This is a genomic window from Gymnodinialimonas sp. 57CJ19 (assembly GCF_038396845.1).
GTDB lineage: Bacteria > Pseudomonadota > Alphaproteobacteria > Rhodobacterales > Rhodobacteraceae > Gymnodinialimonas.
Window position 1 is genome coordinate 1745415 of sequence record NZ_CP151587.1, and the last position, 14774, is coordinate 1760188.

22 protein-coding genes and 1 tRNA gene are annotated in these 14774 nt (G+C 59.4%); 14 read left to right on the plus strand and 9 right to left on the minus strand.

Going from position 1 to position 14774, the window contains the following annotated elements; all coding sequences use genetic code 11:
* Nucleotides 1-292: 292 nt before the first annotated feature.
* Nucleotides 293-700 (minus strand): SRPBCC domain-containing protein, encoded by a 408-nt coding sequence (locus AADW23_RS08530; protein WP_341864082.1) that lies wholly within the window; start codon nt 698-700, stop codon nt 293-295.
* Nucleotides 697-1017 (minus strand): metalloregulator ArsR/SmtB family transcription factor, encoded by a 321-nt coding sequence (locus tag AADW23_RS08535; RefSeq protein ID WP_341864083.1) that lies wholly within the window; start codon nt 1015-1017, stop codon nt 697-699. Before AADW23_RS08535 ends, AADW23_RS08530 begins: the two co-directional genes overlap by 4 nt.
* 104 nt (nt 1018-1121) lie before the next feature.
* Between AADW23_RS08535 and AADW23_RS08540 the strand changes: the two genes are divergently transcribed.
* Nucleotides 1122-1580 carry an MmcB family DNA repair protein gene (locus AADW23_RS08540; RefSeq protein ID WP_341864084.1) on the plus strand — a complete coding sequence of 153 codons (459 nt, stop codon included), beginning with the start codon at nt 1122-1124 and terminating at the stop codon, nt 1578-1580.
* 29 nt (nt 1581-1609) lie between these two features.
* Here the strand turns inward: AADW23_RS08540 and AADW23_RS08545 are convergent, their stop codons facing one another.
* Nucleotides 1610-1807 (minus strand): DUF6324 family protein, encoded by a 198-nt coding sequence (locus AADW23_RS08545; protein ID WP_341864085.1) that lies wholly within the window; start codon nt 1805-1807, stop codon nt 1610-1612.
* A gap of 71 nt (nt 1808-1878) precedes the next feature.
* Between AADW23_RS08545 and AADW23_RS08550 the strand changes: the two genes are divergently transcribed.
* The 4 genes from AADW23_RS08550 (at nt 1879) to AADW23_RS08565 (ending at nt 4036) form a co-directional block, all read left to right on the plus strand.
* A complete protein-coding gene (locus tag AADW23_RS08550) occupies nt 1879-2367 on the plus strand; it encodes a GNAT family N-acetyltransferase (RefSeq protein ID WP_341864086.1) in 489 nt (162 codons plus the stop codon).
* 49 nt (nt 2368-2416) lie between these two features.
* Nucleotides 2417-2493, plus strand: a tRNA-His gene (locus tag AADW23_RS08555).
* Between the two features lie 545 nt (nt 2494-3038).
* On the plus strand, nt 3039-3341 hold the full coding sequence (locus AADW23_RS08560; RefSeq protein ID WP_341864087.1) for a 2-oxo acid dehydrogenase subunit E2: 303 nt from the start codon (nt 3039-3041) through the stop codon (nt 3339-3341).
* On the plus strand, nt 3338-4036 hold the full coding sequence (locus tag AADW23_RS08565; protein ID WP_341864088.1) for a hypothetical protein: 699 nt from the start codon (nt 3338-3340) through the stop codon (nt 4034-4036). Before AADW23_RS08560 ends, AADW23_RS08565 begins: the two co-directional genes overlap by 4 nt.
* Before the next feature lie 286 nt (nt 4037-4322).
* On the opposite strand, the gene AADW23_RS08570 is transcribed toward AADW23_RS08565, so the two are convergent.
* From AADW23_RS08570 to AADW23_RS08585, 4 genes are all read right to left on the minus strand, one after another.
* Nucleotides 4323-4520 (minus strand): CsbD family protein, encoded by a 198-nt coding sequence (locus AADW23_RS08570; protein WP_341864089.1) that lies wholly within the window; start codon nt 4518-4520, stop codon nt 4323-4325.
* A 44-nt stretch (nt 4521-4564) separates the two neighbouring features.
* Complete coding sequence (locus AADW23_RS08575) at nt 4565-4798, minus strand: hypothetical protein (RefSeq protein WP_341864090.1); 234 nt, start codon at nt 4796-4798, stop codon at nt 4565-4567.
* 161 nt (nt 4799-4959) lie between these two features.
* A complete protein-coding gene (locus AADW23_RS08580; protein ID WP_341864091.1) occupies nt 4960-5127 on the minus strand; it encodes a DUF1328 domain-containing protein in 168 nt (55 codons plus the stop codon).
* Nucleotides 5128-5192: 65 nt separating this feature from the next.
* The gene (locus tag AADW23_RS08585) at nt 5193-5582 is read right to left on the minus strand and encodes a hypothetical protein (protein WP_341864092.1); all 390 of its coding nucleotides are present in this window, start codon (nt 5580-5582) and stop codon (nt 5193-5195) included.
* 68 nt (nt 5583-5650) lie between these two features.
* On the opposite strand from AADW23_RS08585, the gene AADW23_RS08590 reads away from it, so the two are divergent.
* Entirely contained in the window at nt 5651-6379 is a 729-nt protein-coding gene (locus tag AADW23_RS08590; protein ID WP_341864093.1) for a Crp/Fnr family transcriptional regulator, read from the plus strand.
* Nucleotides 6380-6428: 49 nt separating this feature from the next.
* Here AADW23_RS08590 and AADW23_RS08595 read toward each other — a convergent pair whose 3' ends face one another.
* Nucleotides 6429-7229 carry a formate/nitrite transporter family protein gene (locus tag AADW23_RS08595; RefSeq protein ID WP_341864094.1) on the minus strand — a complete coding sequence of 267 codons (801 nt, stop codon included), beginning with the start codon at nt 7227-7229 and terminating at the stop codon, nt 6429-6431.
* Between the two features lie 117 nt (nt 7230-7346).
* Here AADW23_RS08595 and AADW23_RS08600 point away from each other — a divergent pair, with 117 nt between their 5' ends.
* Entirely contained in the window at nt 7347-7844 is a 498-nt protein-coding gene (locus AADW23_RS08600; protein WP_341864095.1) for a DNA starvation/stationary phase protection protein, read from the plus strand.
* Nucleotides 7845-7919: 75 nt separating this feature from the next.
* Here the strand turns inward: AADW23_RS08600 and AADW23_RS08605 are convergent, their stop codons facing one another.
* Nucleotides 7920-8747, minus strand: coding sequence for a response regulator (locus AADW23_RS08605; protein ID WP_341864096.1), 828 nt, complete (start codon nt 8745-8747; stop codon nt 7920-7922).
* A gap of 166 nt (nt 8748-8913) precedes the next feature.
* Here AADW23_RS08605 and AADW23_RS08610 point away from each other — a divergent pair, with 166 nt between their 5' ends.
* From AADW23_RS08610 to AADW23_RS08640, 7 genes are all read left to right on the plus strand, one after another.
* Nucleotides 8914-8997: a NepR family anti-sigma factor gene (locus tag AADW23_RS08610; RefSeq protein ID WP_341864306.1), complete on the plus strand. Its 84-nt coding sequence runs from the start codon at nt 8914-8916 to the stop codon at nt 8995-8997.
* A complete protein-coding gene (locus tag AADW23_RS08615) occupies nt 8987-9535 on the plus strand; it encodes an RNA polymerase sigma factor (protein ID WP_341864097.1) in 549 nt (182 codons plus the stop codon). The genes AADW23_RS08610 and AADW23_RS08615 overlap by 11 nt, the downstream gene beginning before the upstream one ends.
* Nucleotides 9532-11304, plus strand: coding sequence for a histidine kinase dimerization/phosphoacceptor domain -containing protein (locus AADW23_RS08620; protein WP_341864098.1), 1773 nt, complete (start codon nt 9532-9534; stop codon nt 11302-11304). Before AADW23_RS08615 ends, AADW23_RS08620 begins: the two co-directional genes overlap by 4 nt.
* 6 nt (nt 11305-11310) lie before the next feature.
* The gene (locus AADW23_RS08625) at nt 11311-12804 is read left to right on the plus strand and encodes a phospholipase (protein ID WP_341864099.1); all 1494 of its coding nucleotides are present in this window, start codon (nt 11311-11313) and stop codon (nt 12802-12804) included.
* A 229-nt stretch (nt 12805-13033) separates the two neighbouring features.
* Complete coding sequence (locus AADW23_RS08630; RefSeq protein WP_341864100.1) at nt 13034-13510, plus strand: hypothetical protein; 477 nt, start codon at nt 13034-13036, stop codon at nt 13508-13510.
* Nucleotides 13510-13914, plus strand: coding sequence for a phage holin family protein (locus AADW23_RS08635; RefSeq protein ID WP_341864101.1), 405 nt, complete (start codon nt 13510-13512; stop codon nt 13912-13914). Before AADW23_RS08630 ends, AADW23_RS08635 begins: the two co-directional genes overlap by 1 nt.
* Complete coding sequence (locus tag AADW23_RS08640) at nt 13907-14773, plus strand: hypothetical protein (RefSeq protein WP_341864102.1); 867 nt, start codon at nt 13907-13909, stop codon at nt 14771-14773. The genes AADW23_RS08635 and AADW23_RS08640 overlap by 8 nt, the downstream gene beginning before the upstream one ends.
* Nucleotide 14774 lies beyond the last annotated feature (1 nt).

Sequence of the window (14774 nt, forward strand, 5' to 3'; positions counted from 1 at the left end):
AACATATAGTCTATGGCCGCAGGTTGCCCAAGGTGCGCCGGAACCCTTGGCGAGGGTTCGCCAAGGGCGGCGGTAAATGTGGCGGGGACCACCGCTTCCGTAGAGGCGTTTATTCCCGAGGACCTGTATGTACAGGTGGGCGCCAGATAGCATGACCACGGTCAAGCCAGAGCCAGCTCCCTCGGATTTGCTTAAGGCCACTGGAATGTTGCCACAGGTACGAGAAGGGTAGATCCGCCACCCATGCAGATAGGCGGCGAAGGGGCCTGCGACAAGGGGCAGTTTCAAGACCTTAGGACAGGGCTTTGCGAAACCGAACCAAGTGGTCGTCCCACCCCGCGTCAAAGGCGGTGAGCAGGCCGAAAGCCTCGGCTCCGGCGGGAACGCCGGAATGGACAAGGTGCAGGCGAGTTCCAGCCTCCACCGCTGTCAGGGTCCATGAAACCTCGGTCATGTGGCCGCCCATCGGCCGGGCGGTGAAACTGTAGGTCAGGCTTTCGGGCGCGGTCGCGTCTTGCACCTCGCCCCAGACCAAAGGCGCGCCGTCTTCGCCGGGCATGGAGAACGGGCCGGGCGCGGAAAGCGCCGCATCGGGGCGATGGAACCAGAGAGCCAGCTTGTCGGGCACGGTCAGGAACGCCCAGACATCGGCAGGAGGGGCGGCCAGTATCAGCGTCTTTTCGATGGTGTGGGTGGTCATGTTGCGTCCTTTTCAACGGCAGATTTGAGGGCAGAGAGGCGATCATCCCAGAAGCGATCGAAGATGTTCAGCCAGCTTTCCAACGCACGAAAGCCTTCAGGATTGATCGCGTTGATCCGTTCGCGCCCCCTTGCAGAGACAGTAATGAAGCGCCCGCTTTCCAGCACGGCGAGGTGTTTTTTCACGGCGGGGCGGGTCATGTCGAAATGGCCCGCCACCTGCGCAATGGTCATGTCCTGGGTGCTGAGCAGCCCCAGAATATCGCGCCGGGTTGGATCGGCGAGAGCCTTGAAGGTGGATTGAGGGTCAGGGGTCATAATGTGATACCATTTGGTTTCGTAACTTATAGGAAACCAAATGGTATCATGTCAAGTCCGCCAAGTTTCTTGCATTTTGTTCACCTATTGTTCATGTTTGTCCGATGGAAGAGTCTCTCACAATCGCGCCCCTCATGCCCGGCCAATTGCTGGCCCGAGGTGTCTGCCGCCACCTGCTGGCCCATGATTTCGTGTCTTTGGAAGAGTTCACCCCCGAACGGGGCAAGCGGCTCGACGTGATGGCGTTGGGGCCGAAGGGAGAATTCTGGGTGATCGAATGCAAGTCGTCCCGCGTTGATTTCACCTCGGACAGCAAGTGGGAGGGGTATCTGGAATGGGGGGACAGATATTTCTGGGCCGTGGACGAAGACTTCCCGACCGAGCTGTTGCCCGATGACACCGGCCTGATTATCGCCGACGCCTATGATGCAGAGATTTTGCGCATGGGCCCGGAAACCAAGCTGGCAGGGGCCCGCCGCAAGGCCGTGGCGCAAAAATTCGCCCGCGCGGCGGCGCTTCGGTTGCAGGCGTTGAAAGATCCCGGGGTGGGCAGGGCGCTGTAGGGCGCCCCCTATGCGCTGCCCGCGCTAGATTACTTGCGCTTCTTGCCCGATTTGCGTGCGGCAGCGGCGGCGGCGCGCAGTTCTTCGGCGATGTCTTCCGCCTCGTCCGGGTCAAAATCCATCGGCAGGTCGATGCCGTCACCCACAAGGTAAATGCGCACCATGCCAAGGGTTGTTGGCCCGATCTGTAGATCGGCAGCCAGGTCGTTTTCGCTATTGATCCCCATGGGGCCCTCCGCATGAATGTGATACCTATGCCCTACCGTAGCGGCGTAGGTCGTGGCAAGGGAGCGCTGAATTGGCCGTCGAGTTTCGAGATTTAGCGATCGGCGACGCCGGTTGGTTAATAGAGCAGCACGGCACGCTTTACGCCCGGGACGAAGGCTTTGATGCCTCGTTCGAGGCGCTGGTGGCCCGCATCCTTGCCGATTTCATCGACCATCGCGACGCCCCGGTAGAGAGGGCATGGATCGCTTGGGAGGGCGGGCAGCGGCTCGGCTCGATCTTCTGCGTAAAGGGGCCAGAGCCCGACACCGCGAAACTACGCCTGTTTTTGTTGGCCCCCACTGCACGGGGAAAGGGGTTGGGCAAGCGGTTGCTGCACCTGTGTCTGGACCATGCCCGCAGACAAGGGTTCGCAAAACTGGTCCTGTGGACCCACGAAAGCCACCGCGCCGCCTGCGCGTTGTATGCGGCCAACGGGTTCACTCGCACCCAGTCGCGGCCCGTGACCTCGTTCGGGGTGGATTTGGTTGAACAGGAATGGACGATTAATCTTAGCGATTGACCCTCTTGCAATCGCATCAAACGGGCGCTATCCCCGCCCCCGATAGGATGCCGGCGTAGCTCAGTAGGTTAGAGCGCCTGATTGTGGATCAGGAGGTCCCCCGTTCGAGCCGGGGCGCTGGTACCATTTCACAGAAATTTCCGAAGCGATCCGTGGGCCAGAGTTTTTGCGTGCCGATGGAAACGGGTTTGCGGCCGGCGGCCACTAATTTGCATTTCCAGAAAATCCCTGAGGTGGAAACCGCACCATTTGAGAAAGTTACTGTCCGAGATACCCTCGGGCAGGTGGATTTGCGTGTCAGGTCAGCCCCGCCTTCTTTCAAGGCATGGCCCCTCCATACCGAAGCAAAGTGCCGAACCCGTTGGCCCGTGGTGCGGTTCGGATCATCTCAAAGTGCTCAAACTGCCTATAGGTAGCGATCGTCAGGCCGGTTACGGCCATCACGACGTTGTTTCTATGGGGTACTGGGCCGATGCTCCTTTCAACGGTACGAGCGGCGAACATGCCGCGCAATTGGGAGGAGGCGTTCACGTCACCAAGGCACGGAGTGCGCTATCGGACACGGTCGATCTTTCCGTCGCCATCGCCGTGCCAAGAAATCTATTGGTGGCACCGGCCGTCTTCGGCGCTGAGGCGATGGAGGCCGGCGCCTTCGCGCGGCACGGCGAGACTTGGCGGCAAGGGCAAAGATCAATAAGCTGCGGGTAACGGAAATGACGGGCGGGACTTTTACCGTGTCGAACCTTGGACTGACGCGCGTGAAAAGCTTCCCCCCAATCGTGAACGCGTCGCAAATCTGCTTTCTCGGCACAGGCTGGATGACCGACGGTGCCGTGTGCGCACCGGGAGGGGAGATCGCGCTTCAGCGTCTTGTCGGGCTATCGCTGACCTTCGATCACCGGGCCTTGGACGGCGCCCCCGCGGGCGATCTCTTGACCACGATCTGCGCAGAGATAGAAGGGATGGCCGTTTGAGCAGCACGCTTCACGTGGTAGGCGGCGTGGCTGACGGCCTTGCCCTAGAGGCCGAGGCCTTCACTTCAGACGGCGTCGCGGTCCGTTTGTGGAGCCCGCGTCGTCGTGCGCTTGTCTGTCCCGCAAATCTGCGCCGCAAACCCGGATTTTACGACGGCCGGCGCAATTCGGCCGCACGGGGCTGGCCGCTGCATTTGCGCCCCACCGGTGGCGGAGCTGTTCCCCAGGGACCCGGCGCGCTCAACCTGGCGCTGGCATTCACCGCAGGCAGGACGTTCACGATTGACGACGGATATCGGTTGATCACACAGGTCATCCGCAGCGCGATCCCGGCCCCGTGGACCACGGGCGCGACACCAAACAGCTTTTGTGACGGAGCGTGGAATCTGTCCCTGTTTGACCGCAAGGTCGTTGGTACGGCGCAGCGGGTGCGACCGATCGGCGGCGGACAGCGTCGCATTCTGGCCCATGCGCTGATCCTTGTGGAAGGCGACGTTGCCGAAGGCGCCAGCGCGGTGGGGGCGTTTCACGGCGATCTTGGGCTGGGGCCGATTGAGGCTGATGTTCACACGACCCTGAACGCCACAAACACGACGCCGCCTTGGGAGATGGAGGTGCTTGCCTCGGCCCTCGACGCCAGTGCGCGATCTGAAATTGCCCGTGTCACCGCCTCACAAGACCCGATTTCCGCCTGAGTCACCCATGCGCCTTCTTCGAACCGGCCGTTTGATCCCATAGAGCTTCAGTTTCCGGTCTATCGTCGCCCGCCCCATGCCCAGTACGCGGGCTGCTTCACTGACGTTTCAACGATTGCCGCTGAGCGCATCAAGGATCATGGTCCCTTCGTCATAAGCGGGAACTGACGACACCAGGCGCCGGTTCAGTTTGCAACATCGCCCCATAGACGCACACGCCCCCCAGTAACGAAAAGTGCGGCCCCAATTGTTGGAGCCGCACAATGCGATAAAATCTATTGACGAATTAGATCTTCGCGAGGATCTTGTCGACGGTGTCGCGAACTTCTTCCTTGGACTTGCCGAGTTTCTGCTGAAGGACGCCCTCCATCTGGTCTCGGTCACCTTTCGCGGCTTCGAGGTCATCATTGGTCAATTCACCGTAAGACTCGCGAAGTTTGCCTTTGATTTCAGTCCATTTGCCTTCGATTTGGTCGCGGTTCATGGCAGATCTCCTGGTCAGGTTAAGTTTCAAGTCACGTCGGTGGCTTAGTTGGAAGCGGTGGCGTCGTCTGGCGCTGTAATCTCGATGCTTGGCACCGTGATCGTCTCTTCCGTGATCTCGATTTCGCCGACTTCGGCTTCGAACTCCGGAAGATTGCCGCCTTCGACGGTAACTTCGGGCAGAGCCGCTTCTTCGGTCTGGTCGATGTCGATCATGTAGACGCCGGCAATAATAACGATGGCGGCGACGGCGATGGCGAGGATGGTTCCGGTTTTCATTTTATTTCTCCTTAGTGTCTGTGATGAGAACGAACAGTTCGGAAATAAGTTCCGTATTATTTTTCTATTAAATTCAGCGTATTAGCTGCCAAAAACGCAAAAGGGTGAACGGTCACGAGGCAAGACCGTTCACCCTTTTGGGGTCGTTGACCTCGTCGGGTTTACGACCGTCCACTAACCACGCGCGCCACCAGGGAGATGACGAACAAGGCAACAAAGATAAAGAACAGGATCTGCGCGACGCCAGCTGAGGCGCCTGCGATGCCCCCAAAACCGAAGAGTGCGGCGATCAGGGCAATGATAAGGAATGTGACGGCCCAACGAAGCATGATGTGTCTCCTTTTCAGTTACGAAAAGAAAACCCCACGACGACAGGCTTGGTTCCACATTCTGTTCAAAAAATCTGCAATCCGTGCAACAAGGCGGTCACGTCTTCGGTGCAGAACGGCTCGTCCATGAAGTGAACCCACGCCGGGTCCGCGATCGGCTGCATGCGCCCTGAATTCAGCATGATGACGGGGGTTTCGGAGAATTTCCAGAAGGCGCCATGGGTCGACGTCTCCAGGATTCCCGGTGCGGTGGACAAGATAACAAGGCGTGCCGGCTCTAGCGGCGCTTGGGACAGCTCCGTGAACGTCAACACCTCCGTCGCGCCCTCGGCCTCCAATATGTCGCGCAAATCAAATGCCACCAACGTGTTTGGATGGATGATCAGGCACGCGGACGAGGCCACGGTTTTGGGCTGACCCAAGGGGGCGGGTGAGGCGGAATGTGCGTAAGTCATGATAATGTTCTTGGTACAATTCTAGATAACTTGCATTAAGCTAGGACACACCAACGGAAAGAAGAGTTGTGGTCACCGATTGTGCCAATTGCCCCCTGCGTGAACGCGAGGTTTTCGAGTCGTTAACCGCAGACGAAGCTGCATTCATGCGGCGTTTCAAGGTAGGCGAATTGAAGGTCGATGCGGGCACCACGTTGTTGATGGAAGGCTCGAACAGCCCGCAATTATTCACTGTTCTCAAGGGGATGGGCCTGCGCTACAAGCTTTTGACCAACGGAAGGCGGCAGGTTGTGAACTTCGTGTTCCCCGGCAGTTTCCTGGGTCTTCAAGCTGGGGTCATGGGCGAGATGAAACATACCGTGGAGGCGACAACCTCGATGGTTTTATGTGTCTTCGACCGGTCCGAGTTGTGGCAATTGTTCAAATCCGAGCCCGAGCGTGCGTTTGACCTGACGTGGATCTCTGCCATGGACGAACATTTCATGGGCGAGGCGCTTACCTCTGTCGGGCAGATGACTGCGATGCAGCGTCTTTCCTGGGGCCTCTTGCGGTATTACATGCGCTGCGTCGACCTTGGGCTGAACACAGGCGACCGCTGTCCATTTCCGTTCCGCCAGCAGGATTTGGCGGATGCTCTGGGCCTGTCTCTTGTCCACACAAACAAGACCTTGATGAAACTGCGCGGCAGGCAGGTTCTGTCGTTGGAGGACGGCGTGTTGAGCCTGCGTGACCGAAAACAAATGGAAGAAATCGCCATGCTTGAAGTCACCCCCCAAACCCGCCGCCCCTTGATCTGAGGCAGTGGCGGGCAGGGGGGCGGACGAGAGGGGTGAACAAGGGAGGTGGCTATTTTTCAGCCTCAATCTCGTCTTTCACTTGGCCCCAAGCCAACAGGGCGAACACGAGCGTTCCGCCCACGACGTTGCCCGCAAGAACCGGCAGGAAAAACTGGAACACCGCGGGCGCTGCGTTCAGATCACCCTGAAGGATCAGCACCCACATCTCGACCGATCCTGCGATGATATGGGTGAAGTCACCCGCCGCGATGAGCCACGTGAAGATCACAATCAACAACACTTCGCCGCCATTCTGGCTTGGCATCATCCACACGATCGACGCGACCAGCACACCCGCCGGAATGGCGCGCAAGAAGCCTTCCGACGCCGTAAAGCCCGTGGCGTGCTGCGAAAGCTCTACAACACTTGCCAACACATCGGGGGCAACACCTGTGGTTTGGGTCATGAAGGCCGCGGCCGCGAGGGCGCCGATCACATTGGCGGCCAGTACGATGGCCCATAGGCGAAGGACAGCCACGGCGCTGCGCCAGGTGCGCTCCGCCACCAAGGGCAGGATGGTCGAGATCGTGTTTTCGGTGAATAGCTGCATCCGCCCGAGGATGACCAGCAAGAACCCCGTAGAATATCCAATGTTTTCGACCAGAAAACGCCACGGAGCATCGGGCAGGTAGGTGCGGAAGACCGCCTCGGCCAGCACCGAGAAGGAGATCAGAATACCTGCGGCAACGCCCGACCAGACAAGTGACCTTGTGGGGCGCTCCAGTTCTTCCTCTCCATCCCTGCGGATGACCTCATAAATCAGTTTGGAACTGAGGCGGGCTGCCTCACGAACGGCCATCTCTTCGCGCATGGGTATTCCTTCTCGTTCGCCGGGTAACGCGCCTGCGTCCACTTGGTTCCCATAACTTTGGGAGGAACTTCTGCGTCGGCCCCGTGTTGGTTCGCTGAACAAGCAAAGGAGATAACCGTGACTGACACATTGGAAATCGTACCAAGCGCAGATGAAGTCGCCTCGGGCGTGCGAGGCGCGTCGGCCGTGGCCGAGGGATTGGCCGACGTTCTGGCCGACACCTACCGCCTGACGTTCAAGACCCACGCCTACCATTGGAACGTCACCGGTCCGGCCTTCTATTCGATCCACAAGCTGACCGATGATCATTATGAGAATATGTTTGCCGCCGCAGACGTGCTGGCTGAACGCATCCGCGCATTGGGCAAACTGGCGCCAACACGGTTGGACGACATCGTGAAACGCTCTCGGGTGAAGGATCTCGACAAGCTGCCCTCTGCTGGCGGCATGGTGGAGGATCTGGCCCAAGACCACGAGAAACTGGCCCACCGTCTGCACGCGCTGGTCGAACTGGCCGGAAATCACAAGGACCCGGTGACCGAGGACCTGGCAACAGAGCGCAGCGCGTTCCACGAAGAAGCTACATGGATGCTCCGGGCGATCATCGCCAGCTAAAGCCCTTGGCACCGTCGCAAAAGAAAGCCCCGGCCAAACGGTCGGGGCTTATTATTCTGAGTGATGCGGAGCCGATTAAACGGCAACTTCAATATGTTCAGAGGAGGCGAAGAACATCGCCTGGCTGACCGCAGCCCGCACCTGATCTTCCGAGTAAGGCTTGGTGATCAGGAAAGCAGGTTCTGGCCGCTCGCCGGTCAGCAGTCGCTCGGGGAATGCCGTGATGAAGATCACCGGACGGTCGCCCAGATCCTTGAGCAGCGCGTTGACCGCATCAATTCCCGAGGATTTGTCGGCCAGCTGGATATCCGCCAGAATCAGGTCAGGCGCGTTCGCCTTGCCTTTGGCAATCGCGTCATCGCGGGTACGGGCAACGTCTGTCACCGTGTGGCCCATGTCGGTCACGATGGATTTCAGGTCCATCGCGATGATGCCTTCGTCCTCGATGATCAAGATATCGCCGGTCACCATGTCACCCATTTCCGCACGCGCCCGTCCGACCAGTTCTTCGGCCTCGGCCTGAGGGATGTCCATAATGCGTGCAAGGTTGCTGAAGGAGAAACCTTCGACCGTATGCAGAAGCAATGCTTCACGCGTGTTGGCTGTGAGTTGCGCCAAACGCCGTTGTGCGCGGGCCTCTAGCGGGGCAGAGGGGTCCGCCTCCTCGGGCATGGGGGCGCCCGAACTGGACCAGATGCCGTGGAACATCCGGAACAAGCCAACTTTCGTGGAATCATCTTCTGCAAGAGTGGAAGGGTCAGCTACGATCGCCTCTAATGTCGCCATTGCGTATCGGTCGCCAGTGTCCTGGACACCGGTTAACGCCCGCGCATAGCGACGCAAAAACGGCAGGTCTGTCACCAACTGCGCGCTTAAGTCCGTTGTAGTTTCGGTCGATGCCATGCTTTTTTCTCCTCGTGGACATTTAATTGGGAACCTTTTGCAGCCACAATGGTTCCCACCCAGACCACATTTATTTTGTTACCGGTGAAATATGGCCTCAGATACCAAAAAAACCAGCGTGAATCGGCAGATCGACGAAAATTTAAAGCGCGTCTACGACGACGCGATGAAGGACGAATTGCCCGATCGATTTATGGACCTAATTGCTCAACTCAAAGCAAAAGAAGGAGTTGGCAAAGATGGGAACTGACCCACGCGACGAGATCGTCGAGCACTTGCCGTCGATGCGTGCCTTTGCGCGCTCGCTGACGCGCAATCCGTCTTCGGCCGATGATCTGGTGCAAGACACCGTCGTGAAGGCGTGGTCGAATATCGACAAGTTCGAAGCGGGCACAAACATGCGTGCCTGGTTGTTCACCATCTTGCGCAACACCTTCTACTCCGCCCATCGCAAGCAAAAGCGCGAGGTCGAGGACATCGACGGTGACATGGCAGAACGTCTGTCAGAAAAGCCCGCGCATGATGGTCGTCTGGCCATGAAGGACTTTGCCGTGGCCTTCACCAAACTGCCCGATGAACAGCGCGAAGCGTTGCTGTTGGTCGGCGCGGAGGGGTTTTCCTATGAGGAAGCCGCAGACATGTGCGATTGCGCCGTTGGCACGATCAAATCCCGTGTGAATAGGGCACGGAAGCGGTTGATCGAGCTTCTTGGATTGCGTGATGATGAGGAGTTGGAGCTGACCGACGCGGCAACCGTGGCTGTGTTGTCTGGACCCTCTGCGGCATGACCACCTTCAAACGTCTATGGAGAAGCGCCACGTCGCTAAAGGCGCGACTGGCGCTTTTCCTGAGCCTTGCTATCCTCCCTCTTGGGATCATTGCCGTGGTTCAAACCACGGCAGTGGTCCGGGATGCGCGGTTCCTGGAGCAGCACGATATCCTTGCGCGCACCGCACAGGCAGCAAGCGCTGAGCAGGCGTTGTTGCGCCGTGCCCATGGTGCTGCGACGGCACTGGGGGCCGCCGCCACGATCATCGGCACCAGCGGAGAGACATGCGCCGCAGCGATGGAGCGCTTCGTCGAGCAATCGCAGGCCTACATCTACGCGGGGTATTCGTCGATCACTGGCGATGTTTCATGTGCCAATGGGCGCGAAGGCTTCGCCCTGGCAGACCGTGCCGAATGGCAGGATTTCATCGAGCGTCCGCGCCCAATGATTACGGTGGAGGTGAGTGATGAAGATGGCGGGCCATCGGTCATCGTTGCAACCGCCCCCGTTTTCGACCCCGCCACATTGGCGTTGCTTGGCGCCGCGTCTGTTGCGATGCCCAACAGCCTGACCGATACCTTGTTGGCGTCCGAGGTTGAGGACGTGGAACTGGCGTTGATCGATGATACTGGTCAAGTGCTCTCCGCCAGCACTGGCATTACGGATATCGAGATTTTCGAGACGCTCAGCGTCGCGCCCGATGACCTGGGGATGAACTCTCGCGGAGTGACGTTCAACGTGGTCGCGGAGGATGGCACTCAGCGGTTGGCGGCTCTGGTTCCGCTGATCGAAGATCGCGTCTACGTCCTGGGCTTATGGCACGGCGAGGTACAGAATTACTCTGTCTCCGTGTTCGGCTCCTTAACACCGCTCTTCCCTATCTTGATGTGGGTCATGGCGTTTGGCGTTGGCTTTTTGGCCCTCAACCGTTTGATCCTTCGCCACCTGAAGGAAATCCGGCGGCGCATGGCCGCGTTCTCGTTTGAAAACCCAAGTGCCGGTGTGGCCAATCTTGATGATCCCCCCGATGAGTTTCGCCAGATCGCGACGACTTATAATGGGATGATCAAAAGGATGCAGGCAGACCGGGACGAGCTTGAAGAAAACCTTGAAGAAAAAGAGCTGTTGCTGCGCGAAGTGCATCACCGGGTGAAAAATAACCTCCAGTTGATCGCCTCGATCCTGAATATGCAGATGCGCGCGGCGCCAGACAGCACGTCCAAGTGGGCGTTGCGACGGGTTCAGGACCGCGTGATGAGTCTCTCGACGATCCACAAGGCTCTCTACACGGGGACCTCAATGGTTCACGTCTGGGGCGACAAGCTGTTGGAAGAAGTCGTGCAAGCCACGTTCAATGTGGGCGTGCCTCAGGGCGAGGGCATCCGCACGTCCCTGCACTTGGACCCGTTGAAGTTGGACCCCGATCAGGCCGTGCCACTGGCGCTGTTGGCGAATGAAACTGTTACCAATGCGGTGAAATACATCGGCCGTCCGGAGAACGGGCCTCCCACGCTGGATGTCCGGCTTGTGGCGGGCGCGAACCGTGAAGTCACCCTGACGGTCGAGAACAGCACCGGGGTCCCTATCCAGGAAAACCTTGCCACGGAAAGTACGGGCCTTGGTATTCGACTGGTCGAGGCATTCGTGTCGCAACTCGGCGGTGAATGGGAAGTGATTGAACGCCCGGGAACCTTTTGCCTGAAGATGGTGTTCACCGCTTTTGATCTGGCCCCCGAGCCAGCCATGCCCGACGCCGACCCCAGCGTGTCCGTGGCGAAACAAGGGTGACGTGTCGTGAGTACTGAAAAAACCAAGACCCCAGACCCGATCAGTGAGTTGGAGGTCTTCTTCACTGCAAGCGAAGCGTTTCCCGCGTTTGAAAGACTGTGTCTGAACGCGGCAGAGCGTATCACCTGTTGTTTCCGGGTCTTCGATCCGACCACTAGCCTTCATAGCGAAGAAGGGCTGGCGATTGGAGAAACGTGGTTCGATCTGTTGCTGCATGTTCTGAACAAGGGCGTGGCGGTCGACATCACGATCAGCGACTTCGACCCGATTGTTGCAACCGACGACCATCGACGCTCTTGGCATGCTGCAAGGCAGCTTGCGGCGTTGGATGAACTGTCGGGCAATGCCTGCCTGACCTTCAAGATTGCCATGCATCCGGCGCGGGTCGGGTTTTTGCCCCGCCGTGCGCTGAAGTCAAAAGTTGTCGAAAAGCTCGAAGCGCGAGACCCGGACCCCCTGACACCGGGCTTGCAGGATCTCAGCCCCAGTGATGACCTGCCCCTGCGCCCGGCAACCCATCACCAGAAACTGGCCGTTGTGGATGACGAGGTGCTCTATATCGGCGGTTTGGACCTGAACGACCGCCGCTATGATACCAGGTGGCACGACCAGAGCTCTGAACAAACGTGGCAGGATATTCAATCCATCGCCCGCGGGCCTGTGGTGGCCGCGGCGCGGGCGCATCTGGACAGTTTCCAAGAGGTCACAGCGGGTCAAGCGGACGCGCCGCCGCAAGCGCCGGGCTTTTTGCGGACGCTCTCGCGCAGGCGGAGCCAAGGGCTTACCCATATTGCGCCCCGGCCCGCGATCACGGAGATAGAAGAGGCGCATTTGGCCGCGATCGAGCGAGCCGAAGGGCTGATCTATCTGGAAACGCAGTTTTTTCGCCACAAACCCTTGGCTGATGCCTTGGCCAAGGCAGCCCGTCGCAAGGAAAATCTCGCTTGCATCCTGATTTTGCCCGCCGCGCCTGAAGATGTGGCGTTTGAAGGGAACGACGGCGAAGATGCCCAGAAAGGCGCGCATTTGCAGGTCAATGCGCTGAAGATCCTGGCCAAAGGGTTTGGTGACCGGCTGGCCCTTGCCGCCCCAGCGCAGCCGCGCCCCGCTGTTGATGTGCCCGATACGGCAGTGATCCACGGCGCTCCGTTGATCTACGTCCACTCCAAGCTGTCGCTTTTTGGGACGGACGAGGCGATATTGTCTTCGGCAAACCTGAACGGGCGCAGCTTTCGTTGGGATACGGAGGCGGGATTGCACCTGACCCAACGCGCCCATGTGAAGCCTCTTTGGCCACGCGCGCTACGCCATTGGCTGCGCGAAGATGCGCCCGATCCATTCGGCAAGCCTGCGGACGTCGTCTCGCAAATCAACAGCCGTTTGGCCGAAAACGCAGCCGCCGCGCCGCAGGACCGTCGCCATCTTCTGTTGCCCTTCGACCATAGCGATCAGATGGAACTCGCCTCGTCCTTGCCGATCGTCCCGGACGAGATGCTCTAAGGGGCAAGGCGACCGTCGCGGGGAAGGCGCAGAAGGAAATAAAACGCGGACTTTTTGTGACCGTGTTGGAACCTTTCTGCATCCCTCCAGTTACTTAGATACAGACAATGCAAAACAGATGAGACGCGTCGCAGGTCAGGGCCATCCCTGATCCGCATGGAGGGGCTTTGCCTGAGCGCACCCCAAAAGCCCGCGCAGTTTGTTGCGGAAAATTATAAAGGAGTTCGCCATGACACGTTCGACAAAATCCGACATCGCGACGGCGGCAAAAGAAACCGCCGAGGAAGTCGCAAAAACCGCGAAGGCAAACGCCGCCGTGAAAGCGGAAGCTGCAAAAGAAGACGTGGCTGATCGGGTTTCCGAGCAAGCCGAGAACTTCCGCGAAGCAAGCGAAGCGTTTGAAAACAACGCCTTGGCGTCGGATGCGGTGAAATATTTGGGCGACAATCTTGCCCACGCGGCCACCGCCGTGCGGGATATGGATCTGTCCAATATTCAGCATGATTTGACGCAATTTGCCCGTCGCAACCCGCTCGTCTTTTTCGGTGGTGCGGCGGCCCTGGGCTTCCTCGCGGCCCGCGCGATGAAGGCGTCCGAGCGTGCACATACGCCCGCCACGCATCCCGATCACCTGGATTACTCCGGTGTGCCTGCCGGCCGTGATGCTTTGGCCGAGCAGGGCACAAAAGGGTGGGGGTACTCCTAATGCAATCCCCGCGTTCTGATCTTAGCGGGTCTGCCCATCTTCTGACGGATATCGTCAGTCAAATCGGGCGGATCCTGCGCAAAGAGGCGGCGCTGGCCAAGGCCGAGGTGGGCGAAAACCTGTCTCGGGCCGGGGTGGCGATCGGGCTGATCGTGGGTGCCGCGCTTTTGGCGCTAGTCGCGCTGATCGCGCTCGCCGGTGCCGGTGTGGCTGCTTTGGTGGCCGTGCTTGGATGGGCGACCCACTGGGCCGCATTGGCGGTCGGGGGCGGGATCGCGTTGATCGCGATAGGTCTTGCGGCCAAGGGCATCTATGACCTGAAGCCCAAGCGCCTGATGCCAAATCGCAGCATCGCCAACGTCCAGCAGGACGTGGCAATAGTGAAGGAGCGGATCAATGGCTAGCATGAAGCGCATCGAAGCAGAGTTGCAGGCCGAACGTGATGTTCTGCGCGCGCAGCTCATGGCGTTGGAAACGCAGTTTTCCCCGGACCGACTTGTCGGCAAGGCCTCCGCCATTCTTGGCGGATTAGGGGAGGGCGCTGTGACCACCGCCCGGAAAAACCCTGGTCCGTTGGCCGTGACCGTTGGCGGTCTGGCGTGGATGGCTGTGAAGGCTGCCACACGTCAAAGCGGCCCGCGCGTCGGCTACGACACGACGCCCAGTGAAACTGTCGGCGGGTTGCGCCAACCCAGACCGCCGATGGCGGGTTTTGACGCCCGTGTTCAAGCCGCTGACAGCGCGATGAAAGCGGCACAAACCGCACAGTACAATGAAGGAGAATACTCCATGACCGATAGAACTCAACAAACCCGCCTGAGCCATGCCAAGGACCGTCTTTACGAGACGACCGAAGGACTTCGTGCCCGGATTGAAGAAGGTCTTGACGGCCTGCCCGACGGCGCCAAGGACCGCATCCGCAAGGCGCGGGAAGCTGCGATTTCCGTGCAAGCCCGTGCCGAGGCAGAAGCCTCTCGTGCTGCCCGCGCCGCCCGCGAAACGGCCCGTGACAACCCGCTTCTTGTGGGCGGTCTCGCCCTTGCCGCCGGTGCAGCGCTGGCAATGATGTTGCCACGCACCCAGATCGAAGATCGCACCATTGGCGCCCACCGTGACCGTTTGTTCGACGAGGCAGAGCGGATCTTCCAGGAAGAGAAGGCCAAACTGCAAGTCGCCGCCGAAGACGCCGTCGCCGAAGGGCAGAAGCGCGTGAAGGAATCTCTCGCGTCAGACGGCAAAGGGGGCGTGGGCCAAGCGGCCTAAG

What these genes read in the sequence shown, in the direction of transcription:
- AADW23_RS08530 (WP_341864082.1), bottom strand. Translation starts at nt 700, where the DNA reads ATGACCACCCACACCATCGAAAAGACGCTGATACTGGCCGCCCCTCCT.
- AADW23_RS08535 (WP_341864083.1), bottom strand. Translation starts at nt 1,017, where the DNA reads ATGACCCCTGACCCTCAATCCACCTTCAAGGCTCTCGCCGATCCAACC.
- AADW23_RS08540 (WP_341864084.1), top strand. Translation starts at nt 1,122, where the DNA reads ATGGAAGAGTCTCTCACAATCGCGCCCCTCATGCCCGGCCAATTGCTG.
- AADW23_RS08545 (WP_341864085.1), bottom strand. Translation starts at nt 1,807, where the DNA reads ATGGGGATCAATAGCGAAAACGACCTGGCTGCCGATCTACAGATCGGG.
- AADW23_RS08570 (WP_341864089.1), bottom strand. Translation starts at nt 4,520, where the DNA reads ATGAACCGCGACCAAATCGAAGGCAAATGGACTGAAATCAAAGGCAAA.
- AADW23_RS08575 (WP_341864090.1), bottom strand. Translation starts at nt 4,798, where the DNA reads ATGAAAACCGGAACCATCCTCGCCATCGCCGTCGCCGCCATCGTTATT.
- AADW23_RS08580 (WP_341864091.1), bottom strand. Translation starts at nt 5,127, where the DNA reads ATGCTTCGTTGGGCCGTCACATTCCTTATCATTGCCCTGATCGCCGCA.
- AADW23_RS08585 (WP_341864092.1), bottom strand. Translation starts at nt 5,582, where the DNA reads ATGACTTACGCACATTCCGCCTCACCCGCCCCCTTGGGTCAGCCCAAA.
- AADW23_RS08595 (WP_341864094.1), bottom strand. Translation starts at nt 7,229, where the DNA reads ATGCGCGAAGAGATGGCCGTTCGTGAGGCAGCCCGCCTCAGTTCCAAA.
- AADW23_RS08605 (WP_341864096.1), bottom strand. Translation starts at nt 8,747, where the DNA reads ATGGCATCGACCGAAACTACAACGGACTTAAGCGCGCAGTTGGTGACA.
- AADW23_RS08610 (WP_341864306.1), top strand. Translation starts at nt 8,914, where the DNA reads ATGAAGGACGAATTGCCCGATCGATTTATGGACCTAATTGCTCAACTC.
- AADW23_RS08615 (WP_341864097.1), top strand. Translation starts at nt 8,987, where the DNA reads ATGGGAACTGACCCACGCGACGAGATCGTCGAGCACTTGCCGTCGATG.
- AADW23_RS08620 (WP_341864098.1), top strand. Translation starts at nt 9,532, where the DNA reads ATGACCACCTTCAAACGTCTATGGAGAAGCGCCACGTCGCTAAAGGCG.
- AADW23_RS08630 (WP_341864100.1), top strand. Translation starts at nt 13,034, where the DNA reads ATGACACGTTCGACAAAATCCGACATCGCGACGGCGGCAAAAGAAACC.
- AADW23_RS08635 (WP_341864101.1), top strand. Translation starts at nt 13,510, where the DNA reads ATGCAATCCCCGCGTTCTGATCTTAGCGGGTCTGCCCATCTTCTGACG.
- AADW23_RS08640 (WP_341864102.1), top strand. Translation starts at nt 13,907, where the DNA reads ATGGCTAGCATGAAGCGCATCGAAGCAGAGTTGCAGGCCGAACGTGAT.